At 71.5% G+C, this 11,844-nt stretch carries 15 protein-coding genes; 7 read left to right on the top strand and 8 right to left on the bottom strand.

Features of this window, described 5'->3' with window-relative positions:
• The first annotated feature begins 4 nt into the window (after window positions 1-4).
• From ABT297_RS04805 to ABT297_RS04790, 4 genes are all read left to right on the top strand, one after another.
• Window positions 5-316 carry a hypothetical protein gene (locus ABT297_RS04805; RefSeq protein ID WP_350544777.1) on the top strand — a complete coding sequence of 104 codons (312 nt, stop codon included), beginning with the start codon at window positions 5-7 and terminating at the stop codon, window positions 314-316.
• Between the two features lie 46 nt (window positions 317-362).
• Window positions 363-1,121, top strand: coding sequence for a hypothetical protein (locus ABT297_RS04800; protein WP_350544776.1), 759 nt, complete (start codon window positions 363-365; stop codon window positions 1,119-1,121).
• A 114-nt stretch (window positions 1,122-1,235) separates the two neighbouring features.
• Window positions 1,236-2,009: a hypothetical protein gene (locus ABT297_RS04795; protein WP_350544774.1), complete on the top strand. Its 774-nt coding sequence runs from the start codon at window positions 1,236-1,238 to the stop codon at window positions 2,007-2,009.
• Between the two features lie 32 nt (window positions 2,010-2,041).
• The gene (locus ABT297_RS04790) at window positions 2,042-2,692 is read left to right on the top strand and encodes an MOSC domain-containing protein (protein WP_350544772.1); all 651 of its coding nucleotides are present in this window, start codon (window positions 2,042-2,044) and stop codon (window positions 2,690-2,692) included.
• Here the strand turns inward: ABT297_RS04790 and ABT297_RS04785 are convergent.
• The 5 genes from ABT297_RS04785 to ABT297_RS04765 all read right to left on the bottom strand — a co-directional run bounded on the left by ABT297_RS04785 (window position 2,675) and on the right by ABT297_RS04765 (window position 6,166).
• Window positions 2,675-3,538 (bottom strand): dioxygenase family protein, encoded by an 864-nt coding sequence (locus tag ABT297_RS04785; RefSeq protein ID WP_350544770.1) that lies wholly within the window; start codon window positions 3,536-3,538, stop codon window positions 2,675-2,677. The two genes, ABT297_RS04790 and ABT297_RS04785, sit on opposite strands and share 18 nt — an antisense overlap.
• 118 nt (window positions 3,539-3,656) lie before the next feature.
• Window positions 3,657-3,884 (bottom strand): hypothetical protein, encoded by a 228-nt coding sequence (locus ABT297_RS04780; protein WP_350544768.1) that lies wholly within the window; start codon window positions 3,882-3,884, stop codon window positions 3,657-3,659.
• Window positions 3,885-3,959: 75 nt separating this feature from the next.
• On the bottom strand, window positions 3,960-4,619 hold the full coding sequence (locus ABT297_RS04775; RefSeq protein WP_350544766.1) for a phosphotransferase: 660 nt from the start codon (window positions 4,617-4,619) through the stop codon (window positions 3,960-3,962).
• Window positions 4,620-4,707: 88 nt separating this feature from the next.
• Window positions 4,708-5,316 carry a response regulator transcription factor gene (locus ABT297_RS04770; protein ID WP_350544764.1) on the bottom strand — a complete coding sequence of 203 codons (609 nt, stop codon included), beginning with the start codon at window positions 5,314-5,316 and terminating at the stop codon, window positions 4,708-4,710.
• Between the two features lie 37 nt (window positions 5,317-5,353).
• Window positions 5,354-6,166 carry a M20/M25/M40 family metallo-hydrolase gene (locus tag ABT297_RS04765; protein WP_350544762.1) on the bottom strand — a complete coding sequence of 271 codons (813 nt, stop codon included), beginning with the start codon at window positions 6,164-6,166 and terminating at the stop codon, window positions 5,354-5,356.
• A 413-nt stretch (window positions 6,167-6,579) separates the two neighbouring features.
• Here ABT297_RS04765 and ABT297_RS04760 point away from each other — a divergent pair, with 413 nt between their 5' ends.
• Both ABT297_RS04760 and ABT297_RS04755 read left to right on the top strand, forming a co-directional pair.
• Entirely contained in the window at window positions 6,580-6,930 is a 351-nt protein-coding gene (locus ABT297_RS04760) for an ankyrin repeat domain-containing protein (RefSeq protein WP_350544978.1), read from the top strand.
• Window positions 6,927-7,133 carry an RNA-binding S4 domain-containing protein gene (locus ABT297_RS04755; protein WP_350544760.1) on the top strand — a complete coding sequence of 69 codons (207 nt, stop codon included), beginning with the start codon at window positions 6,927-6,929 and terminating at the stop codon, window positions 7,131-7,133. The genes ABT297_RS04760 and ABT297_RS04755 overlap by 4 nt, the downstream gene beginning before the upstream one ends.
• Window positions 7,134-7,274: 141 nt before the next feature.
• On the opposite strand, the gene ABT297_RS04750 is transcribed toward ABT297_RS04755, so the two are convergent.
• Together ABT297_RS04750 and ABT297_RS04745 are read right to left on the bottom strand one after the other, a co-directional pair.
• Window positions 7,275-7,793 (bottom strand): hypothetical protein, encoded by a 519-nt coding sequence (locus ABT297_RS04750; RefSeq protein WP_350544758.1) that lies wholly within the window; start codon window positions 7,791-7,793, stop codon window positions 7,275-7,277.
• A 146-nt stretch (window positions 7,794-7,939) separates the two neighbouring features.
• The gene (locus ABT297_RS04745; RefSeq protein WP_350544756.1) at window positions 7,940-8,779 is read right to left on the bottom strand and encodes an NADP-dependent oxidoreductase; all 840 of its coding nucleotides are present in this window, start codon (window positions 8,777-8,779) and stop codon (window positions 7,940-7,942) included.
• 446 nt (window positions 8,780-9,225) lie between these two features.
• Here ABT297_RS04745 and ctaD point away from each other — a divergent pair, with 446 nt between their 5' ends.
• Window positions 9,226-10,962 (top strand): aa3-type cytochrome oxidase subunit I, encoded by a 1,737-nt coding sequence (gene ctaD, locus ABT297_RS04740; protein WP_350544754.1) that lies wholly within the window; start codon window positions 9,226-9,228, stop codon window positions 10,960-10,962.
• Between the two features lie 475 nt (window positions 10,963-11,437).
• On the opposite strand, the gene ABT297_RS04735 is transcribed toward ctaD, so the two are convergent.
• Window positions 11,438-11,815 carry an STAS domain-containing protein gene (locus ABT297_RS04735; protein WP_350544752.1) on the bottom strand — a complete coding sequence of 126 codons (378 nt, stop codon included), beginning with the start codon at window positions 11,813-11,815 and terminating at the stop codon, window positions 11,438-11,440.
• Between the last annotated feature and the right edge of the window lie 29 nt (window positions 11,816-11,844).

Genomic DNA, 11,844 nt, shown 5'->3' with positions numbered 1-11,844 from the left:
AGGCATGGACCTCGCCACGCCACCGAGCCGTCTACGGCGTGGCGTGCGACGATTCGTGCTGACCATCTGCGCGCTCATCCTCGGCGCCGGCTTCACGCCCGCCCTGCCGTCCACAGTGGAGCCAGTCCCGCCCGCGTCCGTCTCCTTCGCCGCCGGCCCCTCGTCCGAGCGGTCCACTGTGGACGAGCCGGCCGCCGAGCCGGCTCCGCCCGTCGCCGGCCACGCGGAGCCCGCGATCGCCGGCCCGTTGTCCCTGCTCACGGGCCGGCGCGTCGGGGCCGTGGCCAGCCGGGCCCCTCCCGCGCACCAGGCGTGAGACGAACCCCTCCCTGACCGGTCTCGCTCCTTCGAGGTGCCCCCTCATGCGGAATTTCTCCCACGACGTCCAGTACGCCCTGGCGATCTGGCTGACCCTGCTCGCCGCCGTCACCATCACTTTCCTGGTCCTGACCGCCCTCTCCCGCCGTGGCTCCGGCGACCCGTCCTGGTGGACCCGCCTGCGCAAGGCGATCCGGGATCCCGAGGCCGCCCGCGAGCGGCAGGCCAAGGTGGAGCGCAGCGCGAGAGAAATCGAGGAGCTGCGGCGGTACTGCGCCGAGATCGCCGTCGCCGCCGAGCGCGCGACGGTCATGGCCGAGCGCCGGCGCGCGGAGTGGGAGGCCGCCCAGCGCACCCAGGAGGCGGCCTGGCGCGCGTACGAGGAGACCGAGCAGTCGGTCGACCGCCTGCGCCGCGCCAACGCGTTCCCGATGACCGAGGACGACCCGCAGATCCGCCGCCGCCACCTGGTGCGCATCGCCAACGCCGCCCACGGTCGCGGCGAGATCTCGGCCGCCGACCTCGCTGACGCGCTGATGCACCGTAACGGCTGGGATCCGGCGGCGCACCCGTTCGTCCAGGAGCTGACGCTGCGGCGGGTCGTCAGGGACCGGAGGTTCCAGGCGTATCACGAGGCGTCGGAGGTCGAGCGCCAGACCGCGAACGCCGCGGACATGGCGTCCGCCGCGAAGCGAAGCCTGGACGACGAGGCCTTCGACGCGGCGCTTCGGCTGCGCAAGGCCACGGCGGTGGCCCCGGAGTGGTCGTCACCGTCGTTTCTGACCGCACCGGCGCGTTCCTGACCCGCGCGACCTGCGCCTTGGCCGCTCGTCGGGGGCGCTGTCGGCGTTTCAAGGTCAAGACGGTTCGGCTGACTGTAACGTGGATATAACTTTGCGTGATGCCGGGGGCCGGTCATGGGCATTGAGCTGTCGATCGTTGCGGGACTTTGTTATGCGTCGTCCAGCGTCAACGCCACCGGCGTCGACGCGCACGCGACCAGTGCGGCCGAGGTGGAGCTCTTCGGCCTCGGTGACGATGGGCTCATCGAGGCTGCGGCGGCCTGTCTCGGGCGGGCGCCGGACCGAGTGCAGATCGACGGGCTGTTGCACGGCAGTCACGGCTGGGCGCCGGTCAGCACCACGCTGCGGGTCGCGAGCGCCTCGGTCACCGGGGTCGGCTCGGAGCCCGTCGGCCGGCCGATCGGCGACGATGCGCGGCTGACCGTCACGGCCGCGCACATCTGGTCGCCGATCGGCGGGGTCGCGCCGGCCGAGCCGCTGCGGTACCAGATCGAGGTCCCGAGCGGCCAGCGGCTCGAGTACGAGCACACGTGGGGCGCCGCCACGATCGAGTCGTCCAGTGTCGAGCTGGCGGGGGCGGCGCCCGGCGACGAGCTGCTCGCGCTGCGCATGGAGCTCGGGGTGCGGGTCGTGTACGACGCGTACCTGAGCGGGGATGTGGCCGTCATGTTCCGCGACGGGCATGAGGGGCACCGGGTCTGGGGCGTCGACGTCGGCACGATCATGGCCGCGGGCGGGCTGTCGAACGGCCGGAACTTCGCCGAGAACCTCAGCGTGCGGTACCTCGCCGGGGCGCGCGTCGTGCACGCCGGGCCCGGGGGACAGGTGAGCACCGTCGGCGGGCCGGGCATCCGGGCGGGCGAGGACCTGGCACTCATTCACGCCTGAGCGGGCGGAGCGGAGCGGATAGGTTGTCAGGCGTGGCCTATCTGCTTTCCGTGAATGTCGGCCATCCCGAGCCGACCGAGCACTCCGACAGGGGCGTGACGAGCATCGGCAAGCGCCCCGTCGACGGGCCGGTGGCGATCGCCGTGCCCGGTCCGCGCGGCACCGAGCCGACCGGCGTCGACGGGGACCGGGTCAGCGACATGCGGCACCACGGCGGGCCGGACCAGGCCGTGTACGCGTACGCCCGCGAGGACCTCGACCGGTGGGCCGCCGAGCTCGGCCGCGACCTGCCCGGCGGCGTGTTCGGCGAAAACCTCACCACGGTCGGCCTCGACGTCACCGGCGCGCGCATCGGCGAGCGCTGGCTGATCGGCGACGAGGTCGTGCTCGAGGTGTGCGCGCCGCGCATCCCCTGCCGCACGTTCGCCGGCTGGATGGGGGAGCGCGGCTGGATCAAGCGGTTCACCGGCCGGGCCGAGCCCGGGGCGTACCTGCGGGTCGTGCGGCCCGGGCTGGTGCGCGCCGGCGACGAGGTGCGCGTGATGTTCACGCCGGTGCACGACGTCACGGTCGGGCTGACCTTCCGCGCGCTGACCGGCGAGCCGGACCTGCTGCCCAGGCTGCTGGCGGCCGAGGCGCTGCCCGGCTGGACCCGGGAGAAGGTCCTAAGCCGTTTGCAGTGAGCGCTTCGACAGGCCCATGAAGTAGCCGTCGATCACGGAGCGCACCGGCGCGTCGGGCCGGTCGGCTGCGCCGAGCGTGACGAACAGCGGCGTGTAGTGCTCGGCGGTCGGATGTGCGAACGGCATGCCCGGCGCCTGGCTGGCGAACCGGCTCAGCGTGTCGACGTCGCCGCGGGCCAGCGCGTCGGCCGCCCAGGCGTCGAAGTCGGCGGACCAGCCGGGCGGCTCGGCCGCGCCCGCCCAGTGCTCGTGGGTGAGGAACGGCAGCCCGTGGGTCATGAACCCGGATCCGATGACGAGCACGCCCTCGGCGCGCAGCGGACGGAGCCGGCGGCCCAGCTCGAGCAGGCGGTCGGGGTCGTGCGTGGGCAGGCTCAGCTGGAGCACCGGGACGTCGCCCAGCGGGTACATCACCATGAGCGGCACCCACGCGCCGTGGTCGAGCCCGCGGCCGCGGTGCTCGTGCAGCGGCTCCGAGTCGGGCATCACGGCGGCGACCCGCCGGGCGAGGTCGGAGGCGTCCGGGGTGGCGTACCGCAGCGTGTAGAACACGGGCCTGAAGCCGCCGAAGTCGTACACCAGGGGCGTGCCCGCCGGCGTGGCCGACACGCTGAGCGGCGCCGACTCCCAGTGCGCGCTGACGATGAGGATCGCCTTCGGCTTGGGCAAGTCCAGCGCCCAGTCGAGCAGCTGCCGCATCCACTCGCCGTCCTCCAGCAGCGGCGGGGCGCCGTGGCTGAGGTACAGGCTGGGCAGCGCCCCGTCCTCGGGCGTCCAGGCACGCTGCTCGCGAGCGGCCGGCACGGCGGCGGCGAGGTGGCGATCGAGAAGGGGCAGTTCGCTCATGTGCTCAACGGTAGCGCTTTAGTTGAGCGCTCAACAAGGGTTGGCAAAAAAGTCCGGTACGTCCGGCAATGGGGTTGACGGACGTACCGGATGAGGAGATGCGGGGATATAAGGAGCCTCAGTTGGGGTCGGTCATCGCGAGATCGGCGGCGTGCCGCAGTGCCTCGGCGACGGCGTGGGTCTCGGCGGCGCCGTACACGAGGAGGAGCTCGCGGTCGGGGCCGCCGCGGCGGTCGGTGGCGGTCGCGCGCTCCACGACGACGCGCGTGGTGGTGAGCTGGTCGTCTACGGAGATGTCCATGTCGGCCACGCCGATGTCCACCTGACGGACGAAGAGTTCTTCCATGAGCAAAAGCGTGGCGCCACCTACCCCGGGTCACGCCGCCCCGTGCGGGTTATTCACCCGCCGGCGTGCGGGCAATCAGAAGTGCGCGCGGGCGGCGGTGGTGACGAGGAGCTTGGCCTCCTGCAGGTGTGCCTTCTCCTCGGCCTTCACGTTCGGGTCGGCCGTGCGGCGGTGCACGGCCGCCTCGAGCTGGGACATCGGGTTGTCGCGGGTGCAGCTCAGCAGCGTGTCCAGGAACGACTCGGCCCGATCGGCGAACGGGCCGGGCAGCACCGCCACGCTGGCGATGATCAGGGCCGTCATCGCCACGTCGAGCTCCGGCGGACCCTCCGTGCTGTTGCGCCAGTCGATGACCACGGGGCCGCCCTCGGTCATGACGACGTTCTCCGGGTGCAGGTCCAGGTGCAGGATGCGGGTGCCCGGGTCGGTCGCCGCGCGCACGCGGACCTTGTGCAGCCGCTCCAGCAGGTCGGCCAGCACGGTGGCGCCGGAGTGCAGGTCGATCGTGCCGTCGCGGAGGGCCTGCAGCATGGTCGGGCCGTCGAGGCGCTCCAGGACCAGGTCGGCGCCGTCGGCCGCGTAGACGCGCGGCACCGGGTAGCCGTGGTCCGAGACGTATCGCATGATCGCCGCCTCGGCCGTCACGTCCCCGCCCCGGCGGTATCGCCGCAGAACCCGCCGCTCGTCGAGCGCATATACATCAGCGTCCCGGCCGCTGGCGAGAAGTGCGGTCATGCCGCGACTCTACGTCCCCGGGCGCGATCCTTCAGCCCTTAGGACCGCAGCCAGCCGTTGCCGCCGGTGTCCGAAAGCCGCGTGTATCTCAGAGCCAGCCGTTCTCCTCGGCGAGGCGGACAGCCTCGGCGCGGGTGCGCGCGCCGGTCTTGCCGATCGCGGCGGACAGGTGGTTGCGCACGGTGCCCTCGGACAGGCCGAGCTGGCCGGCCACGTCGGCGACCGTGCCGCCCTTGCGCGCGGCGCGCAGCACGTCGGCCTCGCGCGGTGTCAGCGGGCTGTCGCCGCTGGCCAGGGTCTCCGCGGCCAGCGTCGGGTCGACGACGCGCAGGCCGGCGGCGATCCGGCGTACCGCGTCGGCGAGCTGCCGGGCCGGTGTGTCCTTGACCACGAAGCCGGAGGCGCCCGCCGCCATCGCCCGTCGGAGATACCCCGGCCGCCCGAACGTGGTCACCATCAGCACCTTGCAGGACGGCAGCGCCTTGCGCAGCGCGGCGGCGGCCGCGATGCCGTCCAGGCCCGGCATCTCCACGTCGAGCAGCGCCACGTCCGGGCGGTGCTCGCGGGCGGCCGAGACGACCTCGTCCCCGCGGCCGACCTCCGCCACGACCGTCAGATCGGTCTCGAGGTCGAGCAGCGCGGCGAGCGCGCCCCGCACGAGCGCCTGGTCGTCGGCGATCAGCAGTCGGATGGACACCCCAGCATGGTGCCACGGCGCCGGTGCCAGACCCGCGTCACTGGGCGAGATCGACGACCGTGCGCACGGCCGCGGCGACGACGCTGGCGGCGAAGGCGTAGTCCAGCGTGTCCGCGGTGTCGCTGGGGCGATGGCAGTGCGGGTTGCGGTAGTCCGCGGTGTCGGTGACCAGCAGTGCCCGCCGGCCGGTGTTCCAATACGGCACGTGGTCGCTGCGCATCGCGAACTCGCGGGCGAAGTCAGGCAGGACCAGCGGGAAGCCCGGGATCTCGAGGTGCCCGGCGAAGCGGGTGAGCAGACCCTGTGAGGCCTCGTTCGCGACCAGCGCGACGAAGTCGCCGCGCTCCGGCGGGTCGGCGAACCCGGTCAGCTCGTCGGGGAAGCGCTGCCAGGCCGCCGTGAAGCCGATCATCTCGAACACGATGGACTCGGTGCGTGGCGTGATGCGCGCCATGTGCGCCTCGCTGCCGAGGAAGCCGTCCTCCTCGCCGCCGAAGAGGCAGAACCGGACCGTGCGGGCCGGCAGGTCGGCGTCGCGCAGCGCGCGGGCGGCCTCGAGCACGCCGGCCACCCCGCTCGCGTTGTCGTCCGCGCCGGGGCTCTCCTCGATCGAGTCCCAGTGGGCGCACAGCTCCACGGCGTCGTCGGAGGTGCCGCCCTGGATCTCGGCGACAAGGTTGACCTGGTGCAGCTCGCCGCCGTAGCGCTCGACGCGCACCGCCAGGCCCATGGCGCCGAGCTCCTCGGTGATGTACCGCAAGCAGGCCGGCACCCCGGCCAAGTCCTCGAATCGCGGCCCGTGCGCGGTGAGCGCCTCGACGTGGGCGCGCAGCCGTTCCGGTGAGATCACCGTCACAAGCGTACGGGTGATCCGGACATGGAACAGCCCCCGAGGTTCCAGCGCGAAATGCGCGTGGACCGGCCGGACTAGACCGGAAAGCCTCGGGGGCTGGGCGACTGTCTCGTATTCGCCGACCGCCATCCGGGCGGACGCACGAAATGCGAGTCCAGAGGACGGCGACTAGCGGACAGTCACCTCACGAGTCCCATTGCTACACAATTTTGGACCACCTCCTTTCCCGTGTACGCCCAAACTAGCCAGCGTCGTGGAACGGCTGCAACGCTTTTTCGGGAGCAACCCGGTTAGCGTCCGGGTGAGCGGGTGACTCAGCCGGGTGCGGGTGCGCCGGCGCTACGCTGCGCGATGTGAGTGAACCGACCCGCGAGGAGCCCGGCCAGGACGTGCTGGACCTCGCGCACCGCATGTTCGACCTGGCTCGCTCGGGCGCGACCGAGGAGCTGGCCGGCTACGTCGACGCCGGCGTGCCCGTGAACCTGACCAATGACAAGGGCGACTCGCTGCTGATCCTGGCGGCGTACCACGACCACGCGGCGACCGTCGCCGCGCTGCTCGCCCGGGGCGCCGAGGCCGACCGGGCCAACGACCGCGGCCAGACGGCGCTGGCCGCCGCGGTCTTCCGGCAAAACCCGCGGACCGTCGGCGCCCTGCTCGGGGCCGGCGCCGACCCGGACGCCGGCGGCCCCTCCGCGCTCGACACGGCCCGCTTCTTCGACCTGCCCGAGATGCTGACCCTGCTGGAGGCGGCGCGATGAGGGACGTCGAGATCCGCGGCGACATGATCCGGCTGGGGCAGTTCCTCAAGCTGGCCGACGTCATGGAGTCCGGGGGCGAGAGCAAGGAGCTGATCCTCGACGGCGAGGTCAGCGTCAACGGCGAGATCGACACGCGCCGCGGCCGCCAGCTGCACCGGGGCGACGTCGTGCGGGTGCTCGGCGAGACCCTGCGGGTCGCCTGAAGATCGCCGTACTCAGCAACTTCACAGCGCCGTTTACGCCGCTGCTCAGGTGGGCAGCTCATGCTTTGGGTGTGACCGGCGCCGGGAAAACCGGAAGCCTCCCTGGATGGTCCACCGGCGCGCGGTCACGCCAAGCGTTGCTCACGACGTTGCTGTGCTGGGGTGGTCAGCGGAGGCAACGGTGATGCGGTCGAGGTCGGGGCACCACCTGCCGGGGGTGTTCCCGGCCTCGACTGTGTTGCGGCCCGTCTGCAACCGCACCGTCACAGTCACCGTCGCGACCGAGCCCAAGCCGCCGCTCGCCGGGAACGACACCTGGGTCCAGCGGTACCCCGCGCCGATGAAGCAATGCCGGCCTCCGGCGGACAGGTATGCGATCGTCACCCGGTAGTCGCCGAGCCGCTGGACGTCGACGCCCGCGAAGGTCAGGGAGCGGCCGTCGCCGACACCGGTGACCGGGATGTGAATCGTGGCCGCTGCCTTCTCCAGGACGATGAGCGTGCTGGCCAGGCTGATCGAGCCCGTAGGGCTGCCGTCGGCCCGCAGCCGCTGCAGACGCCGGATCTCGCCGGTGGCGGCCTTTGCACCAGGTCCGTCGTCGATCAGCACGACGACGTCGGCGCCGGCCTCCGCAGCTACGACCGCGTGGGCGATCACCATCGTTTCGCCCAGGTCTTTGAGCGCCTCAGGCGTTCGGCCATGGGTTGCTGGGTGAGCCGGTGCACGACCCGGGCGAGTTCGGGTGTCACGTCGTCGGGAAGGAACGGCCCGCGGGTGAGGCGGCCCGAGTCAGGAAATGTCGAATTTCATGGGGTCAAGACCAGCTTGCCGCGGACGTGGCCGGCGCCGAGCAGGCGGTGGGCGTCCGCGGCCTCGGCCAGCGGCAGCTCGCGGTGCAGGGCCACCCGCAGCAGGCCGCGGTCGGCCAGGTCGGCCAGCCAGCGCAGGTCCGCGGCGGCGGGTTCCGGGGTGATGTACCGGCCGCCGGCCGCGGCGATCGCCGGGTTGACCGTCGAGACCGCCCGGGCCGGGTCGCGCACCTCACGCAGGGCGTCCGCGGTCGTGTCGCCACCGGCCAGGTCCAGGGACACGTCGACCGGCTCGGTGGGCCCGGTGACCGGCTCAGCGCCGAGCTCGCGCAGGAAATCGTGGTCGGCGGGGTCGGCGGTGCCCAGCACGCGCTCAGCGCCCAGCGCGCGGGCGATCTGCACCGCGAAGTGGCCGGCGCCGCTCGCGGCGGCGTGGATCAGGACCACGTCGCCCTCGCCGGTGCCGGCCGCCCGCAACGCCTGCAGGGCGGTCGCCGCACCCTGGGGAACCGCGGCGGCCTCGACGAACGTCAGGCCGGCCGGCTTGTGCGCGGTATCGCGCTCCGCGACGGCGACGCGCTCGGCGTAGGCGCCCTCGGCGTAGGCGTACACCTCGTCGCCGACGACGAAGGTGGTCACCTCCGGGCCGCGGCTCACCACGACACCGGCGAGCTCGTGGCCGGCGACGGGCGAGCCCGTGCGGGACAGGTCGGCCGGGTTCACGCCGGCGGCACGGACCTCGATCAGGACCTCGTCCGCGGCCGGCTGTGGGTCGGGCACGTCCTGCAGAGACAGGGCTGCGGCGTCGTCCTGGGCGGTCAGCGTGATGGCCTTCACGCCTCCATGTCTAGCGGCTCCGAGACCCGCGTGCAGGCGGATATGGCCAGGTAGAGGGGGGTGAGATGGTCTACCCCGGCGATGGTGAGCCGCAGCGCCACCCCGGCCGGCGCCCTACCTGGCCCACGCCTGCCGCCGGGTCCGCCGTCGACGACCCGGATACCGGCGTGACCGCCGAGGTGACTGTCGCCCGGCCCGTGGCGGCCCCTGTCGCCGGCCGGCCGCGTGGTTTTCTGGGGGCGGAGTCCTGTTGGTGCTGGCGGCGGTCGCGGTCGGCGCGGTCAGTTTCGACCTCGGTGCCAGGGGCTGTAGCTGAACCCCAGCGATTTCGCGCCGACGGGGGAGACTATTCTGCCTGCGGGGTGACGTGTTGATCGCACTGCCGATCGCCCGGCGCCTCGTGGAGCTGGCTCGCCAGCTGGTTCAACAGCCCCAGGAGGCCTTTCGTGACCACCGTCGCACCGAAGCCGATCGTCACCAGGCCCTGGCCGGTGCACAAGCCGGTCAAGGGCTCGGCGTTCGCTCGGCTGCTGCGCACCACGGACGCGAAGCAGATCGGCCTGATGTATCTCGTCACGTCGTTCGTGTTCTTCATGATCGGCGGGTTCATGGCGCTGCTCATGCGCGCCGAGCTGGCCCGGCCGGGTCTGCAGTTTCTCTCGCCCGAGCAGTACAACCAGCTGTTCACCATGCACGGCACGATCATGCTGCTGTTCTTCGCGACGCCGGTCGTGTTCGCGTTCGCGAACTACATCACGCCGATCCAGATCGGCGCGCCTGACGTGTCGTTCCCCCGCCTCAACGCGTTCGCCTACTGGCTGTACCTGTTCGGCGGGTCGATGACGCTGATCGGCTTCCTCACGCCGGGCGGCGCCGCCGACTTCGGCTGGTTCGCCTACGCGCCGCTCAACAACATCATCAACTCGCCCGGCGTCGGCGCCGACCTGTGGATCGTCGGCCTGGTGCTCTCCGGCCTGGGCACCATCCTGGGCGCCGTCAACATGATCACCACGATCCTGACGCTGCGCGCGCCCGGCATGACCATGTTCCGGATGCCGATGTTCACCTGGAACATCCTGGTCACCAGCGTCCTGGTCATCATGGTCTTCCCGATCCTCGCCGCCGCCCTGCTGGCGCTCGAGGCCGACCGCCGCCTCGGCGCGCACGTCTACGAAGCCTCGACCGGCGGCGCGATGCTCTGGCAGCACCTGTTCTGGTTCTTCGGCCACCCCGAGGTGTACATCGTGGCGCTGCCGTTCTTCGGCATCATCACGGAGGTCATCCCGGTCTTCAGCCGCAAGCCGGTCTTCGGCTACAAGGGCCTCGTCGGCGCGACGATCGCAATCGGCGCCCTGTCGATGAGCGTGTGGGCGCACCACATGTTCGCCACGGGCCAGGTCCTGATGCCGTTCTTCTCGTTCCTGAGCTTCGTCATCGCGGTGCCGACCGGCATGAAGTTCTTCAACTGGATCGGCACGATGTGGCGCGGCCAGATCACCTTCGAGACACCGATGCTCTTCGCGATCGGCTTCCTGGTGACCTTCCTCTTCGGTGGTCTCTCGGGCGTGCTGCTGGCGAGCCCGCCGATCGACTTCCACGTCTCCGACACGTACTTCGTGGTGGCCCACTTCCACTACGTGCTCTTCGGCACGATCGTGTTCGCGGTATACGCCGGCATCTACTTCTGGTTCCCGAAGATGACCGGCCGCATGCTCGACGAGCGCCTCGGCAAGATCCACTTCTGGCTCACCACGATCGGCTTCCACGCCACGTTCCTGGTGCAGCACTGGCTCGGCACGCAGGGCATGCCCCGGCGGTACGCCGACTATCTGGCGACCGACGGCTTCACCACGCTGAACATGATCTCCACGATCGGCTCGTTCATCACCGGCCTGTCGACGCTGCCGTTCTTGTGGAACGTCTGGAAGTCGTACAAGACCGGACGGGTCGTCGAGGTCAACGACCCGTGGGGCCACGGCATGTCGCTCGAGTGGGCGACGTCCTGCCCGCCGCCGCTGCGCAACTTCGACAGCATGCCGCGCATCCGCTCGGAGCGCCCGGCGTTCGACGCGAAGTTCCCGGCGCACGCCCCCGGCCACTCGCTGGAGGCCCCGCCGCCCGGCGGTGCCAAGCCGCTGAGCCACGAGGCCGACGGCGGCGCGACGTACGAAGAACAGCGCTGACCCACCGCTTCTCCAGGACCGCCCCCGAGGCCCTCAGGCCGCCGGGGGCGGTCCCGTTTGTGTGCCGCTGTGAGGGGGCCCGTGGCGGGCACGTCGTTCCCGGGTGCTGGCGGCCAGTTGGGCCGCTGGGCCGCGTCGCTGGGAGCCTCCGCCGAGCCGGCCGGGCCGCGCCGTGAGGCTGCGTGTCAGGGCCGTTGTGTCGCCGCGCTGCGCCGGGCCGTCTCGGGCCGAGTTGAGCGGTCTTGGGTGGCCGTGGCGTCGGAGGCGGGAAAGATCGGATGGCGGGCCTCGCGGTGCGGGGTGATCATCTCCGACAAATCCGGCGACGTCGCTCAAACGGACGAACCTCGTGCGGGTGACGCTGCGTATATGACACGCCTATGGAGCGCCACCGTCGGGGTGAGGCGGGGCGCTCCATGGAACGTGTCAGAGAGGCCGGCCGGGGCCGGGGGAGGGAAATACGTTGCGTGATCGGTCAGGCGGGCTGGGTGACGCCGCGCTCGCGCGGGGCGGGAAGCCTGCCGGACACGGTGCCGGGCGGGATCGGCACGCCGAGGATGTCGCTCACGCCCACCACGGCGAACAGGCGCGCGATGAACGGGTTGGGACGGCGAATGTCGAGCTTGACGCCCATGCTGTGACAGATGCGCTTGGCAACGACGAGCGTGCCGATGCCGGTGGAGTCGAGGAAGGTGACCCCCGCGAGATCGATGACGAGGAGGTCGATACTTCCGTCGAGCACTGAGCTCACCGCGGTGCGGAGCTCCTGAGCGGTCTCATAGTCGATTTCGCCACTCAGGGTCAGCACTGACTCTCGCTGATCCGAAGGGCGAGTCTCGATCGACAACTTCACGTGACCCTCCTGGTGCTGAGCCGTCCACC

It is taken from the genome of Dactylosporangium sp. NPDC000555 (assembly GCF_040300025.1).
Taxonomy (GTDB): Bacteria; Actinomycetota; Actinomycetes; order Mycobacteriales; family Micromonosporaceae; genus Dactylosporangium.
Note: the sequence above shows the minus strand (reverse complement) of the source record. Positions and strands in the feature narration are given on the sequence as shown.

What these genes read in the sequence shown, in the direction of transcription:
- ABT297_RS04805 (WP_350544777.1), top strand. Translation starts at nt 5, where the DNA reads ATGGACCTCGCCACGCCACCGAGCCGTCTACGGCGTGGCGTGCGACGA.
- ABT297_RS04800 (WP_350544776.1), top strand. Translation starts at nt 363, where the DNA reads ATGCGGAATTTCTCCCACGACGTCCAGTACGCCCTGGCGATCTGGCTG.
- ABT297_RS04795 (WP_350544774.1), top strand. Translation starts at nt 1,236, where the DNA reads ATGGGCATTGAGCTGTCGATCGTTGCGGGACTTTGTTATGCGTCGTCC.
- ABT297_RS04785 (WP_350544770.1), bottom strand. Translation starts at nt 3,538, where the DNA reads ATGAGCGAACTGCCCCTTCTCGATCGCCACCTCGCCGCCGCCGTGCCG.
- ABT297_RS04780 (WP_350544768.1), bottom strand. Translation starts at nt 3,884, where the DNA reads ATGGAAGAACTCTTCGTCCGTCAGGTGGACATCGGCGTGGCCGACATG.
- ABT297_RS04775 (WP_350544766.1), bottom strand. Translation starts at nt 4,619, where the DNA reads ATGACCGCACTTCTCGCCAGCGGCCGGGACGCTGATGTATATGCGCTC.
- ABT297_RS04760 (WP_350544978.1), top strand. Translation starts at nt 6,580, where the DNA reads ATGTTCGACCTGGCTCGCTCGGGCGCGACCGAGGAGCTGGCCGGCTAC.
- ABT297_RS04755 (WP_350544760.1), top strand. Translation starts at nt 6,927, where the DNA reads ATGAGGGACGTCGAGATCCGCGGCGACATGATCCGGCTGGGGCAGTTC.
- ABT297_RS04750 (WP_350544758.1), bottom strand. Translation starts at nt 7,793, where the DNA reads ATGGTGATCGCCCACGCGGTCGTAGCTGCGGAGGCCGGCGCCGACGTC.